Raw genomic sequence first — 21,516 nt, forward strand, 5'->3', positions numbered from 1 at the left:
TTGTTCAGGGAGAGCATCCATGATCGCGTTGCCCGTCGTTATCCACCAAAACAGATTTTACACGATGTATTCGATTTTCTGAAAGCCAAGCGTATTGAGATCCCTCGCTATAATCGATTTGCCCTGAGCATCACAGAGATAATCAGTGATTATGATAAACATCTGGTTCATTTGATTGAGGATCAATTATCCGATGGTCACAAAATCAGTTTGGATGCTCTTCTAAAAATAGATGATACTGATTCTTCTACCATTGCCAGACTTAAAACCATCAGTCACTCAAGAAAACCAAAGGAGATTAAGAAAAGTATCGAGGATTTTCAACTTATCCAAAGTAATTATAATAATATTAGTCCCTTGTTGGACGGACTAAATCTGCATAATGACACAATAAAGCATTATGCAACCTGGGTTCGCAAGGCAAGTCTGTTTCAGATTAATCAGCTTCAGCGTGATAAACGCTATCTCCATATTATTTGTTTTCTGGTTCATCAATATCATTTAAGACAGGATATTTTTGCAGATATTTTACTCAACTGTGTGAAGGCAACTCAAAACGCCACTACAAAAAATGAAAAGGAACAGATCTTTAAACAGAAGGACCAGCAAAAGGAAACCCTGCAATTATTATCAGATGCAAGAATATCCTATAAGGCTCAACTGAAAAAAATTGAAAAGCTGGCAACCTCGCCTGTATTAAGTGATTCGGAGAAAGTTCAACAAATCAGGCTACTCCTTGAGGACTATCACCAACACCAGGAAATCTATCCACCGGAACCAAAGCTGGATGAATGTACAAAACAGGCATTTGATATCCCGGAAAATCAGGATGTTCCAGCCATTTTGGTAGCCATCAAACACTATCAGTCGAAAACAGGTAATGTAGGGAAAGAGGCGCCAGTCGGCTTTTTATCTGAAAAGGAGCAGGCGGCACTCTATTCCAGTGAAGGTAAATTCAGGGTATCCCTTTATAAGGTTCTGCTGTATTTTTACACGGCAGATGCTTTAAAAGCGGGTGTTATCAGTTTGAAACCAGCCTATCGCTACCTGTCACTGAAGAATTATTTACACCCAAAAGAACATTGGCAAGCTATCCTTAGCCAGCATTTATCAAAAAAATCCTGGTGAATTACATACATCAAGCGATGGGCGAAAAGTCAGCGTAGTTGTTGAGTCATTGAATGCCAATAAATCATTTAAATATTTTGGAAGCGGCTCTGGCTCTTCACTTTATAGTTTTATTGATGAGCTGAACCGCCTGTTTTACACCACCTCTATCAGTAGCTCCGCGCGAGAGGCAGCCTATGTCGCCGATGGGTTATTACACAATCTTTCTATCAAAAGTACCATCCATTCTACTGATACACATGGCTATTCTGAAGCAATTTTTGGGATATTGAACATGCTTGGGATTTATTTTGCGCCCAGAATAAAAAATCTGAAAAAGGCTACCTTATACAGTTTCAGTTCTCGCAGCACCTATGAAACCAAAGGATATAAAATACTACCACATCGCTATATCGACACAGATTTAATTAAGACCCATTGGGATGATATTTTGCGTTTGATGGTTACAATAAAACTTAAGGCAACCACTGCATCCCAACTGTTTAAGCGCCTCAGTTCCTACTCCAAACAACACCCATTATACTGTGCCATCAAGGAATTTGGACGGATTATTAAAAGTCTGTTCATTCTTCGATATATTGATGATGTGGAATTACGACAGGCTGTTGAAAAACAGTTAAATCGCATTGAACTATCGAATAAATTCTCAAAAGCCATTCTGTTTGGTAACAACCAGGAAATTCAATACAGCAGCAAGGAGGAACAAGAAATGGTTGTTGGTTGCCAGCGCTTAATCCAGAATGCAATTGTATTATGGAATGAGTTATATCTTTCGCAGAAATTGGCTCTGTTGGAGGATGAAGAAAGTAGGAAGACACTATTAACCGTTATTCGCAATGGATCGACTCTAATTTGGCATTATGTCAATTTGCATGGGGAATATGATTTTACTCAGGATATTGAAGAGCAGAATATGTTGTTCGATATGGAGAAAATATTAACACTAAAAGTGGCATAGGACATAATTGCTACACCCATTCTATGAAAAACTATTCATTCGACTTGACACCCGTAACGTTATTGGTTACAGTTTAAGTGTATGTAAAGCGGAATTTTCATGATAAAAACAATAAAACATAAAGGGCTGGGTCGATTTTATCACACGGGTAGTCTCTCAGGGATACAGGCCCATCATGCAAGACGGTTGCAATTAATACTTACGCGGCTTGATGCAAGTGCTTGCCCTGAAGATATGGATTTACCAGGATTACACTTACATAAATTGAAGGGGCAGCTTAAAGATTTTTATTCTGTCACAGTGCAAGCAAATTGGCGAATTATTTTCCGATTTGAGAGCGATAATGCTTATGATGTCGACTATGTTGATTATCACTAGGGAGGTTAAAAATGTTTAATCCAGCGCATCCAGGTGAGGTTATACGTGAATTATGTATAGAGCCTTTGGGATTAACTGTCACAGAAGCTGCAAAAGCATTAGGTGTTACTCGGAAAACGCTTTCAGAGTTATTAAATGGTCATTCTCGTATTAGTCCTGAAATGGCAATCAGGTTGAGTATTGCATTTAAGACCTCTGCAGAAAGTTGGATAAATCAACAAGCTAAATATGACTTATGGCTTGCAGAAAAAAATCGCGGCCAACTTAAAGTGAAATGTCTTGTGAATCACGCGGCTTAAGACCCGTTAAAATGTCATTGCCAGTTTGGGCTGGATATGCGGTAAAACCCAAAATTGTGATTGCTGCGATTGATGGAGAACTGACAGTCAAGCGTTTATCCTGTAAAAACGGCAAGGTGCAATTATTAGCCCAAAATCCACTTTACCAACCGATAGATATTACTGAAACCCAGGATCTAGTCATTTGGGGTGTGGTCACCCACGTCATCCATGAAACACAATAAGGAGAGTTCTAATGCGGAATGCAGCTTCAGGCGCACTGGCATTTCAGAAAAATGAATTTAAAAAAAGGCAAGCTTTGTTTCAGCAGTTGAACAAGCAGCAAGATCCCTCTGTCTTGTTTATTACCTGCTCAGATTCAAGGATAGATCCCAATTTAATTACACAGTCTGAGCCTGGTGAATTATTTGTTATCCGCAATGCCGGAAATATTATCCCCCCTTTTAACGGCAACCAGGCATCAGGTGAGGCAGCAACTATTGAATACGCGTTAACTGTTTTAAATGTCAGGGAAATTATCGTCTGCGGCCATTCGCAATGCGGCGCCATGCAAGGACTGATTAATCCGGAAAGCCTTGAACATTTGCCATCTGTCAAATCCTGGCTGCGTCACTCGGAAAAAGCGCGCATGGGGCTTAATAAACATTCTACACAAGTTGAGCAATTAGCTGATGCAATAAAAACCAATGTTCTTGCGCAAATTGATCATTTGAAAACGTATCCCATAGTCCAGCAGAAAATTTCTATGGAAAAGCTCTCTGTACAGGGCTGGGTCTATGATATCAAATCGGGCAATATTTCTGCCTATGATGCGGCCAAAGAGGAGTTTTTGCCGTTAAAAAAAGCCATGCGGAATGACGTTGAGCGCAGTGAGGCGCGCATGAAATTACCTGCTATTGCACGCGCGGAAGCTGAAATATTTCTATCAAAATTAATCAAATGCGCTAATCTCAGAGATTTTTGTCATACTTTGCAGCTTGCGAGTCTTACAACACAAGATGCACAACGATTTATCTGGCATCAGATCAAAGAAACAGTCGCGATGCGATTATATGCCGAATACGCCCATCTTTTTAAAAGCGCAAATCATGAAACTTTTCTGGATTTACTGAAAATCGGAGAAAATACTCAATTCAGAACAATTGGCGTATCACAAAAATCCATGCAAAGTTCTGAAGGGTACCGGCAGTATTGCAGTCGAATTTTAGCGCAGGAAGGTTTATTTGCATCAAAGACGCAAAAAACTATTGAGACTCCACGAGAACACACTGCTCATCATAAGCCGCTTTTTTAATTTGTTCGGTGTTCTGATAAAACATTCAAAAAAAATTTAAAAAATTCTGATGAGCACTTATTCAACTGGTGAAACAAAACCCTTGGGTTTTAAAGCAAGTAAAGAGCAGTCAATTTCCTGTAAGATATTTTCCGCCGTATTTCCAATAAAAAATCCTGCAATCCCGGTTCGGGCTACAGTTCCCATAACTAAAATGTCAATTTTATTTTTTGAAACAATTAATGGAATTTCTGTATCAGGAGAGCCTTTGACCTGGTAAATTTCCAGACTGTCATCCATCCTTGCTTCCTTAATCAGTTTTTGCAATGCGTTGTAGTGTGTTGCTTTTTCATCTGCGTCTACATTGATGCCGTATCTTCTTAGCCAATCTTTACCGGGTAAATAGTTTTCCATGGAAGAATCCCAGCAGGAGAGCACTTGTAAGTACGTATCAAAAAATTCGGAAAAGTATTGGGCTGCCTTCAACAGTTTTAAGGATAAATCATGTCCTGCCGGGTCATCAAAAAAAGGATCAATGGCCACGCCTATGCGGATATTCTGATATGGATGTTTAGACGGTTTATGCAGCAGCACAGGACAAGGGCACTTATGCAAAAGCTCCATATCCAGCGCCTTAAAACCTTTTCGGCTCCGGCTCGATTCCACGGCTTTAACAAGCAGATCAGATGAATGCTTTAGGACATATTGAATAATCCGCACATATTGGGCATTCCCCGCTGCCAATGCGATATTAACCTTTAATTTCTTTTTACCTAATTTTAAATCGGCTTTTGCATGCTCAATGGTTTCCTGCGTATGCTGAAACAGGTATTCTTCGTACGTTTCCTGATACTCTTGAAACTTTTTTGGAAGTACTGGGCAACTTATCAGGATATCCAAAGCGGCTTTATTCTCCCTTGCAAGGCGAATCGCTAACTTTAAGGCATCTACATCCTTGCCCAATCCATGGCTAACAAAGAGAATGTTTTTAAACTGCCGCATGTCATTATCTCCTTAACCCCTCGTATTCAATTATAAAAATTTTTAGTTTTACGAAGTTCTTGCTTTATTCCTACAGTATAGGGCATATGGGGATTAAGCACCGCAACGACAAAAGCTCTGTCACAGTTTGCTTTTGAGGTCTATTGCTGTTTGATAAATCACATGCTTTAATGCCTGTGAGGCCACTTTTTGATAACCTTGGCCAGGCTGCAGAGCAGCTGTATCTTCGGATTTTGTTAAAATATCACATGAGTGATCATAGGCATTAGCGGCATAACACCTGGATTTCGACCCTGTTAAATAATATATAAATAAAGTTTTTATGAATAAAAAAGACTGTGTAGGTATATTTGGATTTGGCTATTGTGCCGCTTTTTTAGCTTTTCTTTTAGGTAAAAAAAACATGAAGGTATTGGCTGCCAGCCGGCAGCCCAATCTATCTATGTCAGGGCATCTTGCCAATCTTGAATTGATTGATTTCAGCCGAAAATCGGCAGAACGCGTTGCCAAGGAGTGCAATGCCATCCTTATTACCATCCCACCGGATGAGACGGGCCATGATCCCGTGTTAAGGCAATTTGAGGATGTTTTTTTATCATTTTATGATAAATTTCAATGGGTTGGCTACTTATCTTCAACCGGAGTATATGGCGATCATCAAGGCCAATGGGTTGATGAAACATCTGAACTGTTATGCCCTTCCTCATCCGGCAAAAAAAGAATCAGTGCAGAGAAAGCCTGGCTGAACTTATATGAAAAATATCGGTTGCCGGTACATATTTTTCGCCTGGCAGGAATTTATGGCCCTGCAAGATGCAGCATTGATAAGATTTTATCTGGTCGAAACTATAGCCTTTATAAACCTAACCACGTTTTTTCAAGAATTCACGTAGAAGATATAGCAGGCGCTTTACTGTTGTCCATGCAAAATCCTGCTCCCGGTGAGATATATAATTTAAGCGATGATTATCCTGCCGCTGTTCATGAGGTGGATGCCTTTGCTGCACGATTGCTTGGTCAAAGCGAACCTGAATTGATTCCTGTTGAACAAGCAGATCTTTCCGAACTGGGAAAAGAATTTTTCTTAGCCTGCAAGCGGGTCAGCGCTCATAAAATTAAATCGAGACTTGGGTTTACACTGAAATATCCAAGTTACCGTGAAGGGTTAGAAGCTATCCTTTCCGGTGATTCCAAAATGCCTTAACGAACTTTCCATTTTACTGTGTACAAATCATGACGGCGGTCTTTTAAATTTAACACCGTACCGTGCGTGCGAGCTCTCTCTAAAGCACGTAAACTTAAGTCGGCAAATGAAACCATTTCCACATTGGGCGTTGTATCCGCCGCTATTCCGTCGCGGGCAAAAGAAAAATCACAAGGAGTAAAAATAGCGCTTTGAGCATACTGTATATCCATATTGATCACTCCCGGCAAGTTTCCGACATTACCTGCTATGACAACATAAGCCTGATTTTCTATTGCCCTTGCCTGGGCACAATATCGAACTCGTAGATAACTTTGGCGCTCATCCGTGCAAAAGGGTACAAACAATATTTTTGCTCCCTGATTCGCTGCATGTCTTGCAAGCTCTGGAAATTCACAATCATAGCAAATCAACACAGCTATAGGCCCGCAGTCTGTCATGATGGTATGCAGCTCATTGCCGCCGTGAATATTCCACCAATAGCGTTCATTAGGTGTTGGGTGAATTTTTGCCTGCTCATGAATTTCTCCATTGCGCAAAAATACATAACTGATATTAAAGATGCCTTCTTTCATCTTCGTTGGATGGGAGCCGCCAATGATATTAATATTGTATTTGACGGCCATTAACGACATCAGATCAAGAAAGGGCTCACGGTATTCGGTCAGCTTCAGGATGGAATCTTCAGGATTTAATGGTTTATTGTCAATAGACAACAGCTGCAAGGTAAATAATTCAGGAAACAGCACAAAATCAGCATAATAATCAGCTACCACATCCACAAAATATTCTACATAATGCGCGAGCTCGGAAAAAGAATGCACGCGCCTTTGCATATATTGCACAAGGCTTACCCGCACCCTGTCTACTATGCTTACATGATCTATAACATCTTGCCTTTGCGTTTCTTCTTCAGAAAGAACCGCTCTGTTTATCCATAAAAGATGTGCCGCATATCCTCTTGAGGGTTTATCAGAAGGCAAGTAATTGGGTAAAACGCCAATCACATCATACTGGTTACGAAGCTGAAACGATAAAACCGGGTCGCGAATTTCCTTATTCTTAACGGCTTCAATATAATCTTCCACTTTCGGATATTTTTTGTAATGGCGGTGATAACCGGGAATACGTCCGCCAAAGACAATTCCTTTTAAACTTTCTGCCTTGCATAAACGCTTACGCGCGGTATAAAGCCTGTTGCCAATCCTTAATCCCCGATAATCCGGGTCAACACAAATTTCCATTCCGTATAAATAGTCACCCTCTGGATCATGTGTGGATGCAAACCCATGGCCTGTGATTTCATCCCAGGTATGCGGTTTTAGGGCAATATCACCACTGATTTTAAAGGTTGCGCAATAGCCCACGATTTTATTGTCATACTCAACCACAAACTGCCCCTGAGGAAAGTGATTCATCTGGCCTCTTAAAGCAGCTTTCTGATAATTTTCCATGTATTCGGGATAAGCGCGGCGCACCAGAGCCCGGATATTATCGATATCAGCGGGTCTTGCATTGCGCACGATGAGTTTTGGTTTGTTATCAACTGATTCTGCCATGAATACTCATCCTTAAGTGTGCATGGTGGAAATGGCCAAATGACCTTGTTATAAAGCGGAACTTATAAATTATCAGTTTAACATAAGTTACCGTCATTAAGCAGTACAGCATATTTTAGATGAGCGCGGTTAAAAAGCAGTTTAATCCTTCTCATCAGGACCTACGCATGAAGGACGGCTTCCCAACGAGGAAGAAGAGAGAGAAAACAGCCTTTATACTTGGTATTGCGCAGGTTCAACTCGATTGTTTACTTCATCTGATTTCTGATTCACTCGGTCAGAAAATAACTGTTTGGAATGATTTTGAGACACATTGAAATCCAGGTTTTCATCAACCTCTGCTTCCATGCCACCGAATGTTTGAGCCATACGGGCTGTCGAACTGAGCCATGGATCTTTCTTTATTTTTTCCGTTACAATTTCTTTTTGCTGGCGATAAATCTTTAAGGCAGAATTCTCTTGATCGCACACAGCATTCTGACCTTTTGTCGCTTTCGCTAACGAGCTTCGGCTAAACCAGTTTGGATAAGCATAGGCCAATGCTTTGGGTAAAATCAGTAAAAATGTGGACCAGACCCACCAGTTCTTTTTGTATTCTGAACACAAGGGATCATTAACGTCTTTACGCCGCAGTAAATTGCCCTCTTTATCCAGCTTAAATAACGGATGATTCAGCGTGCCTTTATTGCAGGCTTCAGGAAACAGCTTGTAGATAGTTCCAAATTCAGGTAATTTCTCTATTTCTTCATTTTGTTGCACAAGACTGGTTTGCGATGCTTGCTTTATTTCGCGAACAATCTCAAGCATGGCCATGCGGGCTGCGGTGCATGCCTTAATACGATTATCCGTGCCTTGGCCAATGAGCAGTGTATCATCACCATAGGCTTTCCATGCTTCACCAGTTAATTGGTCAGTGACCCAAACACCATGCTCGCCGTCTTCATTATGCATAACCAGGGTAAAAAGCCCGGTAATCGCGGAAGGTACGGGAATCCCCAAAATGGTTTTCAGATTATAAAGTTCTTTGCGGGGAACACGTACGTGGCCTGAGGAAAAAAGATCAGTTAAAAAATGTCCGGCAGAAGCTTCCAGGGTTAACGCCTTGTAAATCAAACGTTTTTTTTCCTCTTCACTTGAAGTATGGGGAATTTGCCGAATCATATCTCTGGCTGCCTCATGACCCGCGGCATAGGCAAGCATAGCGGAATCAGAAAAATGATCGATATTGTTCTTGGCGAGCGCAAGATAAGTGCTATGCGATAAAGGATAGGTCCAATCGCTTCCGCCTGTGACGCTGTTCCATAAACGATTGGTTCGATCGGAAACTTCTTCTAATGCTTTTTCGGCGCAAGCACAATCGTCTCTATTCACACACTGGCAGTTTTGCCTCGCAATGTTTAATGCTTGCTTTTGAATGGCACCTACTAAGAGGATATTTTTGATAAGTTTCCGGGTTTTTTCATCGCCGCCATAGAGCGTATCAAATGCCTTAATAAACCGTCCCTGTTGTTCTGTCGCATCCTGACCTTCAGCAATGGGTTGATTAGGAATTCCAAAAAAATCACCCATTAAAGCATAAAGCTCGCCAAGTTCTATAACCATGCCGTTACCCAGCTCCACTTGCCCCCGTTTCAGCAGTTCATCACTTGGGAAATGCTGGTTTAAAATATCATCAACCGCCTTGCCGATTGAATAATGCTCAGCATAATCAAATTCCACACGATTATGGGACAGCAGTGAACGGATAATCTGGAGTTCCAGATTATAGGCTTGCAAGGGATTGATCTTGTTTTTACTGTGCAGAATTTTGATTTTTTTAATCAGTTCCTCATCATCGTTTGACACCGTTTGGATGGTAACTGCATGATGTTGCTTTACTGCAAAATGCCATTCATTGTTCTTCTGATAGAGATAGATCGCGTTATCTTTCATGGCTTCTTTCTTGGGAGCCCGAGATAAAAAATGCAGAGAGTTAACCATTGGCATGACAATCAATCCGAATTCATAATGAACATTATTTTAACAAACTGACTGTTAGTAATCAATTCGGCCAGAATAAACAAAAACAAACGACATGATTCTATTTAAGACCAAAAATAAAATAGTGCCAGTGATGAGACTGAGAACAGTAAAAGGTTCAATGCCGCATTTCTCAGTATTTTGCGTCACTGTGTAAAATTTGTTATGGTGTCAAAGAGCAATTCAGACGAAACTGTAGAAATTCTATACATATGAAAAATACAAATATCACTATTTGCGATGCCACCATTCATCCAGGTGAAACGGCAAATCTTGCTTTACCTCTTCCGGAATTTTATTCCTGTACTTCATTTTATATGCCAATCAAAGTAATCCACGGCAAAGAAGCAGGGCCTTGTTTATTGATCTTTTCCGCAGTGAAAGGAGATGAATTAAACGGCCTTGAAATTATTAACCGCTTATTGGAATCGATAGAAAAAACTTCCATTCGCGGCACTTTAATTGCTGTGCCGGTACTCAATGTATTTGGACTGGTTGCGCCCTCTAAAGCAATGTCGCATGAAACCAGCCTTGAACGCTCCTTTCCAGGTGTTGAAGATGGATCTTACGGAGAGAGGCTGGCTTATGTTTTCACCCGGGAAATTTTATGTAAAGCCAATATTTGCATTGAACTGCAAACAGGCTCGCTCAATCATGATATTTTGCCGCAGGTATACTGCAGCATAGAAAACAGTGAAAGCAAGCGGCTGGCCCAAACCTTCGCAGCCCCTGTAATCACCAATGTCAGCACGCAAAACAATACGCTTCGCCAGACCACAGAGCAGCTTCATATCCCTTTGCTTGTATATCAGGCAGGAGAGGCCATGCGTTTTGATGAATCCGCCATTAAGCTTGGCCTGTCAGGCATCCATAACGTCATGTGTACCATGGGGATGATAGATGACTCTTATGACAAAGAACATTCTTCCTTCAATCCTATTTTTTCACAAGACGAGGATTGGATTCGCGCTCATCGCAGCGGTGTTCTTTTAAGCGAAGTCGAGCTTGGGCAAATGATAAAAAAAGGCCAACGTATCGGGCGAATCAATGATCCCTTCAGCGCTGATACAGCAGAAACAGTCCAAGCTCCCCAGGATGGTATTGTGGTGGGCATTAACCGCCACCCATTGATTCATGAAGGCCAAACTATTTTTAAATTGGCAAGCTTTATTGACTACGACCGCGCAGAAACGGCACTGGAAGCCTGGGGCGACAAGACGATTAAGCCATGATAGCTGATAACAAGATCACCACTAAAGGGCTTGTAGTCTGGTTTGTCTGTGCCTTCTTTTTTATGTACGAATTTCTGCTGCGTACTGTCCTTGGCACATTCCAATTCCCGCTGATGCAAGATCTCCACTTAACGCCAGTCAGCTTTGCCCTTTTAAGTTCAACTGCATACCAGTTAATTTATGGAACCATGCAATTGCCTGTAGGGATTATTACCGATCGTTTCGGGTTGAAAAAAACACTGCTGGCAGCAGTATTGTTTTGTGCCGCGGCAAATCTTGGTTTTGCCTTTTCCACGGAGTTTTCTACTGCCGCAGTCTTTCGGGTGCTGATGGGATTTGGTTCATCTTTTGGCTTTGTTTGTCTCCTGGTTGCTGTCTATGACTGGATGCCTCGAAAGAATATTGCGCTTTTTATTGGAATTTCACAGTTCATTGGAACCTTAGGCCCCATGCTTGCCGCAGGCCCGTTTAACGTGCTTTCGCAAAACAATGCTGTAAGCTGGCGAAGTATTTTTATTGTTCTTTCAGGAATTGGTTTTTTGATAGCGCTCCTGGTACTGTTTTTTGTGGAAAAAAACCGGCAGAATCAAGGAAAATTTATCATTCTTTCAAGGCCGTCCGCTATTGGAAGTAATTTATTACGCATCATTTGCCAGCGGCAAACCTGGTTTGTCGCCTTATATTCTGCATGCGTCTACTTTTCCATTGAGTACCTTTCTGAGAATGAAGGCGTAGAATTTTTGGTCAAAAAAGGCTTTTCCTCTACTTTATCCTCTTACATGATCACTCTGGCATGGCTTGGTTATGCTGTGGGCTGCCCTCTTTTGGGGTTTCTTTCAGATCAATTTCAACGGCGTAAGCCTGTTATGGTGGTTTCAAGTCTTTGTGCCTTATTTGCGCTGGTGGGAATTATTTACCTGCCGCTTGGGAGGTTTGCAACTTCAACATGTTTTGTGTTCCTGGGGATTGGCGCAAGTGGTCAAAGCATTGGGTTTGCAGCCATGGCAGAACAATGCCGGGAAGATTATCTGGCCGTAGGGCTCGCGTTCAATAATGCCATAATCATGCTGCTTGCTGCCATCAATGCGCCTGTAATTGGTTGGATTCTGGCACGCCTTGCCCATATTTATCCAATGAGATTTGCGAACTACCAGCTTGGTTTTTTGGTCATGATTGGCCTTGTAACGGCAGCCATGGTTCTCGCTGCGACAGCAATAAAAGAAACCTTTTGTAAATCCGCGCGAGAAAATACGCTTCTACATCCTAAAGAGTATTAAATTATTCCACAGATTTAATATATTCAACGACCAGGTCCGGGGTTATAGGCTTGCAATAGAAAAATCCCTGAACTTCATCGCACTGCTTTTTCTTCAGGAAATTAATTTGCTGTTGATTTTCTACGCCTTCTGCCAAAACTTTGAAATTCATGCTTTGCGCCATAGCGATGATGGCTTCAATGATCACTTCATCACTTTGGGAACGAGCAATATTTGCAACAAATGAACGATCAATTTTAAGCCGGTCTATTTTGATTTGCTTTAGATAATTTAAACATGAATTACCCGTTCCAAAATCATCGAGCACTATCCTTACACCAATTTTTTTAAGCCTTTTGACCATACTCAATACTTCCGTATGAGTAACAATCACATTCTCGGTAATTTCAATTTCAAGATATTCAGGCGGTATCTTGTATTTCTTTAAAATTTCGCTGACTGTTTCGGCAAAATCAGCCTGTTTTAATTGCTGGGTGGCAACATTTACGGCCACACGCATAAAAGGCAAGCCTTCTTGCCGCCAAAGATTGATTTGTTTGCAAACTTCCTGGATCACCCACTCCCCTAACGAGATAATTAAGCCTGACTCCTCTGCGGCAGGAATGAATGAAATGGGTAAAATGACTCCTTTTTTTGGGTGCTGCCAGCGAATTAAAGCTTCTAACGACAGGAATTTCTGTTGGCGTATATCAAACTGCGGCTGATACACAAGAAAAAATTCATTATTGGCAATGGCACGCCGTAATTCCATTTCCTGTTTTAAGCGAAGTTTGGCTTCTTTATTCAATCGTTCCGTATAATATTTAAATTGATTTCCGCCATTTTCCTTTGCTTGATACATGGCTAAATCAGCGTTTTTCAAGAGCTTGCTTGCAGTCGTTCCATTCGTAGGGTAAAGGGTTATACCGATGCTTGCGGTTATATTCAGCTCATGGCCTTCAATGACAAACGGTTGATTAAAAGAGTTCACTAATTTAACAGCGATATGCATTAATTCTTCTTCATGGCGAAGGCCTGAAAGAAGTAAAATGAATTCATCGCCGCCTATTCTTGCCAGGGTGTCAACTTTACGTATCATGCCTGATAAACGCTTGGCTACCTGACAAAGGAGCTTATCGCCAAATTCATGGCCCAAGCTATCATTGACCAGCTTAAACCGGTCTAGATCAAAAAATAATATGGCAAATTGTTTGTTGTAACGCATTGAATTAGCAATTTCCTGACGTATTCTGTCATATAACAAAACGCGATTTGGCAATTCAGTCAGCGCGTCATGAGTCGCCTGATATTCAAGTTTTTTTTCAAGAAATGCGCGTTCGGTAATATCGCGAAAACTCCATACTCGACCGACGGTTTTATCCATTAACCGATGAGGCTGCGAACAACATTCAAATATTTTCCCCTCATTCAGTTTAATCACCAACCTGTTGGATATTTCTTTATGCTTATGAAGCTTGTCAAGGTTTGTGATATAGCTGTCAGGTTCAACCATTTTACAGGTTAGGTACTCATGAAAAAGACTTTCCTCCCCTGATTCTAACAGAGATTTTGGCAGCCCAAGCATTTCGTAAAGCCTGGTGTTATAGTCAATAATGTTTCCCTTAAGGTCAACAACTAATACCCCCTCAGTAGAAGATTCCAGTGTAGCGCGCAAGAGGGAAAGGGATTGCTGAAAGGATTGCGTTTGCTCTTTGACAACCTGGTTCAAATAAGCAGTTTGTTTTTTAGATTCTTTTGTCAATAACCATTTTTGGGTAAGGGCACAAGCCAGTTGCCTTACAGCAACGTTGTCAAAAGGCTTTTTCAGGATTAGGAAATTATCACTCATGCCGAGTTCATGAATGGTTTCTTCCCAGCTGTAATCCGAGTGGGCTGTACAAATCACTATTTGAATCTCGGGGTCAATTTTCCATATCTGTTTAATGGTTTCAATGCCATCCCATCCTGGCGGCATACGAACATCTACAAAAGCCAGGGCATAAGGTTTGCCTTCCCGGTAGGCAAGCTTTATTTTCTCAAGACCTTCTTTGCCTTGTGAAGCGGTAGCAAATTGAAAGGCCGGAAGAAACTGATCAAAGGACTCTTCTTTATTTTCTCCGAATAAGGCTTTATCCAGTTGTACAAAATCATCCGTGCTTGTATGCGGTGTTAGAACCTTAATGACATCCTGGTGAATATTGGGGTTATCATCAATGATGATGATTCTAAAATCTGTATTCTGCATAGATTATCCCCCTACTTATTCCGACCATTTATCGGCAAAGCCAAAATAAACGTAGCGCCTTTATTGGTTCCCTGGCTCCTTGCCCTAAGCCATCCACCAAGTTCTTTTGCTGCCAGGGCGCTGCTGTGCAACCCAAAACCATGCCCACTTTCCTTAGTCGTAAAACCGAATGAAAAAATTCTGTCCAGATTTTCACCTGGAATTCCAATGCCATTATCCTCCACCCAAATCTGGATTTGATCTTGTTTGTTTTTTAAAAAAATACTTATTTTTTTATCGAGATTGGCTGGATTCTTCTGGACAGAGTCTTTTGCGTTTTGAATTAGATTAACCAATATTTGAGTGAGTTTTGATTTATCAGTCAGAACGAGCGGCACTTTTTCGTAAGCCCTGGCTATATTGATTTGAGCTTTAGAACCATTGATGGCCATTTGCAAAGCGGTATCTATGGCTTCTGGAATATAAATTTTTTCAAATACACCTGAAGAAGTTCCGCTAATCGTTTGCTGCATAGCGACAATATCTTTAATGTGGGTTAAATTAAAGGCAATGTTGTTTAATTCGCTGCGGCTGTTGCGATAAGCTTTGGCTAGAATTTCTATTAATTCTACAAGGTAATTTGGAATTAATTGCCCCTTTGGATCATGCAGGAAAAAGTGCGCAATATCATGAAGATTTTCTTTAATCATGATTGCAACCTTAAAGAGCTTTTCATAATAATTTTGCGAGAAATTTTCCTGCAAAATGCTGATTGACACATTTGCGCTATTTAAAATATTACCAATATTATGCAGAATCGAGGTGGCAACTTCGGCCATTCCGGCCTGTCGAGATATACTGACCAGCTTTTGATTTGCTTCCACCGCCAGAAGCTCCGATTCTTTTCTATCAGTAATATCCATCACAACCCCTGATAGATAACGGGTACGATTGCCGCCTTCCACACTCTGCGGCTGGAATTTGACAAAATGCCAGTAATATTTATGATCTTTCCAATTCTTAAACCTTAACTCTATTTCACCATAAATACCTTTGGATAGGACCTGTTCCATCATCTCGATAAATTTTTCACGATCGTCTTCATGCATCGATGCCTGGATTTCCTTCATGGTCGGTATTGGTTGTGAAGGATCACACCCAATCAAATTATACATTTCCTTTGACCATGACAATTGGTCATTTTCCAGGTCATAAAGCCAATAACCAAGATGGGCAATATGTTGGGCAGATTCCAGTTTTTCATTGAGTTCAAGCAGTTCTTTTGAAGACAACTCCATTGATCGCTCAAGCAAGTACCTGTCCTGCTCGTGATCATGATAAGTGCGGCTGATGCGGGTTATTAGCTCATTCCAGTCATCTCTTTTATCGGGTGAAATATCATGTTCGCTGATATTGGCCCTTTTTAATTGACGCAATAAGAGTGGATGTATAGTTGATTTTTTTTTATCCACAATCAATTTTCCTCCATGATACTGGTAAGAGTCATAGTCTGGTTATGTAAGTCGCAAGATCCATCGGTAAATGGCGAAAGTTCGCCGTAAGAATAAAATCCAACCTGTTCTGCTCCTTCAGGAAAATTTTCAAGCGTCGCTTCGGTTTCTTCTTCGGTTCTTTCTCCCAATAGCAGGCGTCTGCCGACACAACTGATGGCTATCAAAAGAATTGGCTTGCCGTCCTGGGTCAGTTTTTGCAAATGCTTCATGGCCAGGCCGCCGGCTTCAGAAGCCCCATTGATGATACGGTCAAAATTAGCGCGCATGAGCTGTGCCAAATATCCAGTTGGCATGTCTCCTGCAAAAATCAGTGACTGTTCTTCCTCGTCTACTCCTAATATGGTTCGCACTAATTTGATATCGGATTCTGGTTTGCGGATTGCGAGGGGAAATAACAAGCCTGAGGCAGGAAGATCAGTTGCCTTATCGCCAAGGTATTTTTTATAAAGCTTAAGCGCTGGAGTGTTATCAAGCTCATAAAGGATATTGTTTTTAGACCGGGTTATCCTGCGCTCGGGTCCAAATATATCCCATCCCCCTTGAGAACCGTGTCCAATATGAACATGGTTTCCATAAAATCCAACAGCAACAATAGTATCTGTATGAATTTCACCGTTAAAAACAGTCCAGGTTCGTTTGAAATCATTGCCGTCTGCAGCCAAGCCTCCGGTAATAATGAGGTTATTTTTTTGTACGGTATTGGTATTAAGTCCTTTCACCAATTCTGAGCCATTGACGTTTAAGCCATCAGATAATACAAAAATGCCTCGTAAATTATCCTGATTCAGTATTGACGCGATGTATTCACCTGCTCCATATGAATCGTTTGCGGAAGCTACTTGTTTATGCGTTACTTTAATTTCTGATTTTTCAAATTGCGGAATGGCAACTGATATGCTGTGATCCAGTATAAATGGGCCTGCAATTTCCCCGGCGCTTGAGCAACCAAGCATTTTGGATCTGGGATAAAGCTTGCGAAGTTCATGTATAGGCGCTGGATCGCGAATAAATTCTGGTGAACAAAATAGTAGAATTAAAGTGTTTTCTGAATCCATATCTGGAAATGAATCAATGGTCCAGCCTCTCTTATTGCCCTTGGCAATGTATTGAAAGGTATTTAACTTCATTGAGTCACCTTGCAAAAAAAATTGTTTAGTGATAATGAGTTATAAGCATTAACAATATAAAGTAATTGTGTTTTGCTTACCCATCTTGCTTTTGTTCTATTATAGTACAAGGAAAACAATTTACCCCAAATCAAGAATAATGGATAAAAAATGCGTATTCCTGTAAACAAAGGCTGTGAAGAGCAATGGCAACACTTTCAGGAAAAAGTCAATTTTCTAAAACAAGCTGACTCTTACAATGAATCCTGTAAAGAAATTGAAGCGATCGAAACTCATATGTCATGGGTATTTCTTACCGATAAACATGCCTATAAATTAAAAAAACCGGTTAATTTTTCCTACATTGATTTCAGTACTTTATCTAAACGGTTTAATAGTTGCCATCGTGAATTGATTTTGAATCAAAAATTGGCAAGAGGGATTTATCAAAATATCATCCCCTTTCTGCAAGATAAAAAAGGACATTTTTGTCCTGTAGGGGGAAGTATTGACGGAACTGTTGAGGAGTGGCTTTTAAAAATGAAGCGATTTCCCCGGGAAAACACTCTGGATAATGCCATACTCAATCAACACTTGAACCAAGAGATACTGTATGAAGCCGCAACCCATTTAATGAATTTTTATCAGGAAAGTCGTCCCATTTTATTTGAGCCTCATGCTTACCTGGAACGATTAAAAGAAAAGATAGCAAAAAATTTGCACTCACTTCTGAACCCACGCTATGAATTAGATCCTATTTTTTTACAGGAAGTAGCCGACGCTCAATTGCATAAACTCGCTGAGTTAAGCAACTATATCAGCCATCGCATAGCAGAAGGCCGTATCAGAGAATGCCACGGGGATTTAAGGGCAGAACATATTTGCCTGGCCTCTCCGCCTATTATCACTGATCGGTTGGAATTTAGCGATCAACTGAGAATCATGGATCCATTAGAAGAATTGTCATATTTGTATATTGAATGCCAATATTTAGGACAAAAAGAAGCAGGTGAATTATTTTATAACGTGTACCATAAAAAATTGGGAGATGCTCCGCATCCGGAACTCCTGAAACTCTTTAAAAGCTACCGCGCGTGCCTCAAAGCCAAGCTTGCCATATGGCACCTGGATGATTACCGTGTTCATAATCAACAGAAATGGCATGATAAAGCGAAAGCGTATTTAAACTTATCAACAGCAATCTTTCATGAATAAAATACGCCAAACCGGTAATCCCAAGCTTTAACAATCTTTTTTTTCTGTCCGCCTTAATGGAAATTCTCTGGATAACTCAACCATTGAGCCATTTTGGTATATGGTTAAAATTGCTTCAGCGAATAAGGGCGCTGCATCTAACATTATCAGCTTATTTTCCTGCAATATTTTATCCAGCCGAAACGGTGATACCGTATTGGTAATAATCACCCTCTCAAGCGCCGGCTCAGAAAGATTTTTATTGCTTTCACCCGCAAAGAGCCCGTGTGTTGCGCAGGCAACAATCCTTTTAGCGCCCTGCTTGTTCAATGCATCAGCTGCGAGCTGCAATGTGCTGCCTGAACTGATGATGTCATCGATAATCACCGCCGTGCGCCCCTTCACATTTCCAACGACAAGCTGCCCTCCGGTGACTTCGTCTTTGCTTCTTTTCTTTTGTAAGAAAGCATTGCCAATCTCTTTTTGCAGCAATTGGCCAAGCAGTTCCTGAAACAGCTCTGCGCGCTTTGCGCCGCCTGCATCGGGAGAAACCACAACGATTTCTTCATCGTGCAGCAAGTCTGCGACATAAGGCGCAAAAAGCAGACGGGCCTCCAAATGTTCAACGGGTATTGAAAAAGCATTCTGTAAAGCAGCCAGATTATGGATATCCATTGTAAGAAGCGCATCAGCCCCGGATGCTTCCAGCAAGCGTGCCATATATTTCATGGTCACCGGATCGCGCGTTTTGGTTTTCCTGTCTTTTCGCGCATATGCGAAATAAGGGATGACGGCTATCACCTTTGCGGCAAATGCATCCTTTAAGGCAGCTATGAGAAATAAAAGCCGACATATTTTATCGTTAACGCTTTGCTCTCTATCGCTATATAAAGATTGCAGGACAAAAACAGTTTGTCCGCGTACTGACTCTAAAGATCGGATTTTATGTTCTCCATCCGCGAAATCTCGTTCTTCAAGTTCAGCAAGCCTTATGCAACTTGAAGATTGCGCGATTTTTTCACCAAATTGACGAGATGCATTAATGGCAAAAAGCTTGATATCCATATCCCTTATCCTTCATTTAATCCTCGCTACTTTTAGCTCATCTCAAGAGCCTTGCGACAAGATATATCCTGATATCCAGAAATATCTTTCGTGTTATTCATGCAAACCTGGATTATGGCTGTGCCTAATCCAGGCGACTGAAGAGATCATGCTTAAAGGCAATTACGCACTTCCTTGGCTAGTAAAGCGCTTGCTGCAAAAAAACTATCTTGAATGACAGTTAATTTTTGCGCATAGTCTATTTTTTTCCCCGAAGCTAAAAAAACCTCGCCGCCTGCCTCCTCCAAAATGATTTCGGGACCGCATACATCCCAAAGGTGGCAACGGCCAGAAAAATTAAAATATAAATCAGCCTCCCCCTCTGCTATCTTGCCGAGTTTCAAACCAATGGATCCCTGCTTGACAAATTTTTTAATTCCCATGCGCTCTGCAATTTTTTGGGCTTCAGGACTCCAATGGCTTCTCGATTGAATCAAAACGGCCTCTTCTGAGTCTGTTATCGCCCGCACTTCAAGTTTCTGATGCTTCTCGCCCTTTAATAAAAATGCACCAGATCCTTTAGCAGCATAATAAAGGTGTCCAAGCGTTGGTTGATAAACAACGCCAAGGCACGGCCTGCCATTGACCACCAGCCCAATCATCACAGACCATTCATCAATGCCTTTGATAAATTCCTGCGTGCCGTCTATGGGGTCGATAAACCAGATGCGTTTATTGTCATACGCCTCACCGAATACAGGACCTTCCTCGGAAATCACAATATCTTCAGGAAAAAATTGTTTAATTTTCTCAATCAGAAAATCACTCACTGCTTCATCTGCATCCGTTACCGGATTGTACTCAACCGTATTTTTATTGCGTATGCTGAAATTTTTCTGGCTGATTTTTTTAGCAATGCTCCCTGCTTCACGAACCATGTGAATTGCTGCATGCAACTCATCGGCCAAATATATTGTCTTTCCTGTTTCCGGGATATTTTCAGCCATGTATAACCACCTCAAAACTATTTGAACCCCGTTTCCCAAGCGTTATCTCTGTCAGGAACGGCGATGAGCTTTTTTGCATTGTTTCAAGCATCCATTTAAAATCATGGATAGCAGGATAATGAAGGCTAAACTTTTTTATCTCCATAGGCACAAGTTCGATATGCTTAATCCAGAGCGTAATCGGGTCAAACTTCAGGAAATACATCAATGATAAATGCCCTTTGTATTCCTCATATCCACTAATTCCTTCATAATCATTAAAAAAATCCCCACAACCATACAAAATAGGCATATGGTTATAAATCTCAATTCCCTGCGGATGATGGGAAGAATGGCCATGCAACAAATGAATACCTGCTTCATCTATGAGTTCGTGGGCGAAATCCTGATGCTCGGCTGGTATCTGATAACCCCAATTTCCACCCCAGTGAATACTGACGATACAAATGTCGCCAGGCTTTCTAAAGTAATCAATCGTATTTTTTATGATTGTCACTGTATCAGAACTTAAATCATCCAGAAGCCATACCCCTGGCCGGTTTGCCCTTGCCTGCCACCCAGCAGGAATACCGCTTGTTTCTAGCCCTAGCGAAAAAATCAAGCAACGATTGCGTTCATTTAAAGGGATAATAGCGGGCATTTGAGCTTGATCAAGATTTTCACCAGCGCCTGAAGTGTTTATGCCGGCTTTATGCAAAACCTTCAGGGTTTCAATTAGACCATCCCGCCCCCAATCCATCACATGATTGTTTGCTAATGCGCAAACATCAATTCCTGCTGCTTGAAGGGTTATAATATTACCTGGATGCATGCGATAATGAATGCCTTTGTTTTCCCAGGGGGTATCATGGCTTGTGATGCTGGTTTCAAGATTGATAAGCTTGATTTCTGGCTTTCTCAAGTTCCATTCTTTCAAGGCATCACCCCATATATAGTCGCTGCTGACTTCTCTCGGAATAGAACCATTCACTTCTTCGGCAAGACGTATATATTCTCTTGCATCTTTAACATAAGATTCATATAAAACAGGATTCGAGGGAGAAGGAAGGATTTGGTCGATACCTCTGCCTGTCATCACATCACCAGAGACAAAAATTGTGAGCAAACGATTATCCATAA

Annotated in this window: 17 protein-coding genes and 2 pseudogenes; 10 read left to right on the forward strand and 9 right to left on the reverse strand. The window is 41.1% G+C overall.

Annotation, left to right across the window (positions count from 1 at the left end):
• From Llon_RS03915 to Llon_RS03940, 6 genes and pseudogenes are all read left to right on the forward strand, one after another.
• The coding region (locus Llon_RS03915) for a hypothetical protein (protein WP_193391621.1) at positions 1 to 1,128 on the forward strand (1,128 nt) is incomplete at its 5' end.
• A pseudogene (locus Llon_RS03920) lies at positions 1,082 to 2,086 on the forward strand (Tn3 family transposase); the annotation flags it as partial. The gene Llon_RS03915 and the pseudogene Llon_RS03920, both read left to right, overlap by 47 nt.
• A gap of 99 nt (positions 2,087 to 2,185) precedes the next feature.
• Positions 2,186 to 2,464 carry a type II toxin-antitoxin system RelE/ParE family toxin gene (locus Llon_RS03925; protein ID WP_058528767.1) on the forward strand — a complete coding sequence of 93 codons (279 nt, stop codon included), beginning with the start codon at positions 2,186 to 2,188 and terminating at the stop codon, positions 2,462 to 2,464.
• Between the two features lie 11 nt (positions 2,465 to 2,475).
• A complete protein-coding gene (locus Llon_RS03930) occupies positions 2,476 to 2,763 on the forward strand; it encodes a HigA family addiction module antitoxin (RefSeq protein WP_058528768.1) in 288 nt (95 codons plus the stop codon).
• 50 nt (positions 2,764 to 2,813) lie between these two features.
• Positions 2,814 to 2,987 (forward strand): annotated as a pseudogene (locus tag Llon_RS03935) (LexA family protein); the annotation flags it as partial.
• Between the two features lie 11 nt (positions 2,988 to 2,998).
• Positions 2,999 to 4,057 (forward strand): carbonic anhydrase, encoded by a 1,059-nt coding sequence (locus Llon_RS03940; RefSeq protein ID WP_058528769.1) that lies wholly within the window; start codon positions 2,999 to 3,001, stop codon positions 4,055 to 4,057.
• A 57-nt stretch (positions 4,058 to 4,114) separates the two neighbouring features.
• On the opposite strand, the gene Llon_RS03945 is transcribed toward Llon_RS03940, so the two are convergent.
• Positions 4,115 to 5,038, reverse strand: a complete 924-nt coding sequence (locus tag Llon_RS03945) for a universal stress protein (protein ID WP_058528770.1) — start codon at positions 5,036 to 5,038, stop codon at positions 4,115 to 4,117.
• Positions 5,039 to 5,360: 322 nt separating this feature from the next.
• Here Llon_RS03945 and Llon_RS03950 point away from each other — a divergent pair, with 322 nt between their 5' ends.
• Positions 5,361 to 6,242: an SDR family oxidoreductase gene (locus tag Llon_RS03950; RefSeq protein ID WP_058528771.1), complete on the forward strand. Its 882-nt coding sequence runs from the start codon at positions 5,361 to 5,363 to the stop codon at positions 6,240 to 6,242.
• On the opposite strand, the gene Llon_RS03955 is transcribed toward Llon_RS03950, so the two are convergent.
• Together Llon_RS03955 and Llon_RS03960 are read right to left on the reverse strand one after the other, a co-directional pair.
• Positions 6,239 to 7,801, reverse strand: a complete 1,563-nt coding sequence (locus Llon_RS03955; RefSeq protein WP_058528772.1) for a carbon-nitrogen hydrolase family protein — start codon at positions 7,799 to 7,801, stop codon at positions 6,239 to 6,241. The genes Llon_RS03950 and Llon_RS03955 overlap by 4 nt on opposite strands.
• 213 nt (positions 7,802 to 8,014) lie before the next feature.
• A complete protein-coding gene (locus Llon_RS03960) occupies positions 8,015 to 9,733 on the reverse strand; it encodes a hypothetical protein (RefSeq protein WP_131754668.1) in 1,719 nt (572 codons plus the stop codon).
• A gap of 299 nt (positions 9,734 to 10,032) precedes the next feature.
• Between Llon_RS03960 and Llon_RS03965 the strand changes: the two genes are divergently transcribed.
• Complete coding sequence (locus Llon_RS03965; RefSeq protein ID WP_058528774.1) at positions 10,033 to 11,052, forward strand: succinylglutamate desuccinylase/aspartoacylase family protein; 1,020 nt, start codon at positions 10,033 to 10,035, stop codon at positions 11,050 to 11,052.
• On the forward strand, positions 11,049 to 12,329 hold the full coding sequence (locus Llon_RS03970; RefSeq protein WP_058528775.1) for an MFS transporter: 1,281 nt from the start codon (positions 11,049 to 11,051) through the stop codon (positions 12,327 to 12,329). The genes Llon_RS03965 and Llon_RS03970 overlap by 4 nt, the downstream gene beginning before the upstream one ends.
• A gap of 1 nt (position 12,330) precedes the next feature.
• On the opposite strand, the gene Llon_RS03975 is transcribed toward Llon_RS03970, so the two are convergent.
• From Llon_RS03975 to Llon_RS03985, 3 genes are read right to left on the reverse strand one after another with little or no spacing between them, the layout of a single operon-like run.
• Positions 12,331 to 14,553 (reverse strand): GGDEF/EAL domain-containing response regulator, encoded by a 2,223-nt coding sequence (locus Llon_RS03975; RefSeq protein WP_058528776.1) that lies wholly within the window; start codon positions 14,551 to 14,553, stop codon positions 12,331 to 12,333.
• A gap of 11 nt (positions 14,554 to 14,564) precedes the next feature.
• The gene (locus Llon_RS03980) at positions 14,565 to 16,004 is read right to left on the reverse strand and encodes a PAS domain-containing sensor histidine kinase (RefSeq protein ID WP_131754669.1); all 1,440 of its coding nucleotides are present in this window, start codon (positions 16,002 to 16,004) and stop codon (positions 14,565 to 14,567) included.
• Positions 16,005 to 16,006: 2 nt separating this feature from the next.
• A complete protein-coding gene (locus tag Llon_RS03985; RefSeq protein WP_058528777.1) occupies positions 16,007 to 17,173 on the reverse strand; it encodes an FIST signal transduction protein in 1,167 nt (388 codons plus the stop codon).
• Between the two features lie 150 nt (positions 17,174 to 17,323).
• On the opposite strand from Llon_RS03985, the gene Llon_RS03990 reads away from it, so the two are divergent.
• Positions 17,324 to 18,367, forward strand: a complete 1,044-nt coding sequence (locus tag Llon_RS03990; RefSeq protein ID WP_058528778.1) for a hypothetical protein — start codon at positions 17,324 to 17,326, stop codon at positions 18,365 to 18,367.
• Positions 18,368 to 18,394: 27 nt separating this feature from the next.
• On the opposite strand, the gene Llon_RS03995 is transcribed toward Llon_RS03990, so the two are convergent.
• The 3 genes from Llon_RS03995 to Llon_RS04005 all read right to left on the reverse strand — a co-directional run bounded on the left by Llon_RS03995 (position 18,395) and on the right by Llon_RS04005 (position 21,514).
• Positions 18,395 to 19,411 (reverse strand): ribose-phosphate diphosphokinase, encoded by a 1,017-nt coding sequence (locus Llon_RS03995; RefSeq protein WP_202813338.1) that lies wholly within the window; start codon positions 19,409 to 19,411, stop codon positions 18,395 to 18,397.
• A gap of 152 nt (positions 19,412 to 19,563) precedes the next feature.
• A complete protein-coding gene (locus Llon_RS04000; RefSeq protein WP_058528780.1) occupies positions 19,564 to 20,397 on the reverse strand; it encodes a 3'(2'),5'-bisphosphate nucleotidase CysQ family protein in 834 nt (277 codons plus the stop codon).
• Positions 20,390 to 21,514 carry a CapA family protein gene (locus tag Llon_RS04005; protein WP_058528781.1) on the reverse strand — a complete coding sequence of 375 codons (1,125 nt, stop codon included), beginning with the start codon at positions 21,512 to 21,514 and terminating at the stop codon, positions 20,390 to 20,392. Before Llon_RS04005 ends, Llon_RS04000 begins: the two co-directional genes overlap by 8 nt.
• Between the last annotated feature and the right edge of the window lie 2 nt (positions 21,515 to 21,516).

The organism is Legionella londiniensis, assembly GCF_001467825.1.
In the GTDB taxonomy this organism is placed as follows: Bacteria; Pseudomonadota; Gammaproteobacteria; order Legionellales; family Legionellaceae; genus Legionella_A; species Legionella_A londiniensis.

Excerpts from the sequence above, each read along its gene's own strand:
- Llon_RS03960 (WP_131754668.1), bottom strand. The coding sequence starts at position 9,733 with ATGAAAGATAACGCGATCTATCTCTATCAGAAGAACAATGAATGGCAT.
- Llon_RS03940 (WP_058528769.1), top strand. The coding sequence starts at position 2,999 with ATGCGGAATGCAGCTTCAGGCGCACTGGCATTTCAGAAAAATGAATTT.
- Llon_RS04005 (WP_058528781.1), bottom strand. The coding sequence starts at position 21,514 with ATGGATAATCGTTTGCTCACAATTTTTGTCTCTGGTGATGTGATGACA.
- Llon_RS03945 (WP_058528770.1), bottom strand. The coding sequence starts at position 5,038 with ATGCGGCAGTTTAAAAACATTCTCTTTGTTAGCCATGGATTGGGCAAG.
- Llon_RS03955 (WP_058528772.1), bottom strand. The coding sequence starts at position 7,801 with ATGGCAGAATCAGTTGATAACAAACCAAAACTCATCGTGCGCAATGCA.
- Llon_RS03970 (WP_058528775.1), top strand. The coding sequence starts at position 11,049 with ATGATAGCTGATAACAAGATCACCACTAAAGGGCTTGTAGTCTGGTTT.
- Llon_RS03950 (WP_058528771.1), top strand. The coding sequence starts at position 5,361 with ATGAATAAAAAAGACTGTGTAGGTATATTTGGATTTGGCTATTGTGCC.
- Llon_RS03965 (WP_058528774.1), top strand. The coding sequence starts at position 10,033 with ATGAAAAATACAAATATCACTATTTGCGATGCCACCATTCATCCAGGT.
- Llon_RS03990 (WP_058528778.1), top strand. The coding sequence starts at position 17,324 with ATGCGTATTCCTGTAAACAAAGGCTGTGAAGAGCAATGGCAACACTTT.
- Llon_RS03995 (WP_202813338.1), bottom strand. The coding sequence starts at position 19,411 with ATGGATATCAAGCTTTTTGCCATTAATGCATCTCGTCAATTTGGTGAA.
- Llon_RS04000 (WP_058528780.1), bottom strand. The coding sequence starts at position 20,397 with ATGGCTGAAAATATCCCGGAAACAGGAAAGACAATATATTTGGCCGAT.
- Llon_RS03930 (WP_058528768.1), top strand. The coding sequence starts at position 2,476 with ATGTTTAATCCAGCGCATCCAGGTGAGGTTATACGTGAATTATGTATA.
- Llon_RS03985 (WP_058528777.1), bottom strand. The coding sequence starts at position 17,173 with ATGAAGTTAAATACCTTTCAATACATTGCCAAGGGCAATAAGAGAGGC.
- Llon_RS03975 (WP_058528776.1), bottom strand. The coding sequence starts at position 14,553 with ATGCAGAATACAGATTTTAGAATCATCATCATTGATGATAACCCCAAT.
- Llon_RS03925 (WP_058528767.1), top strand. The coding sequence starts at position 2,186 with ATGATAAAAACAATAAAACATAAAGGGCTGGGTCGATTTTATCACACG.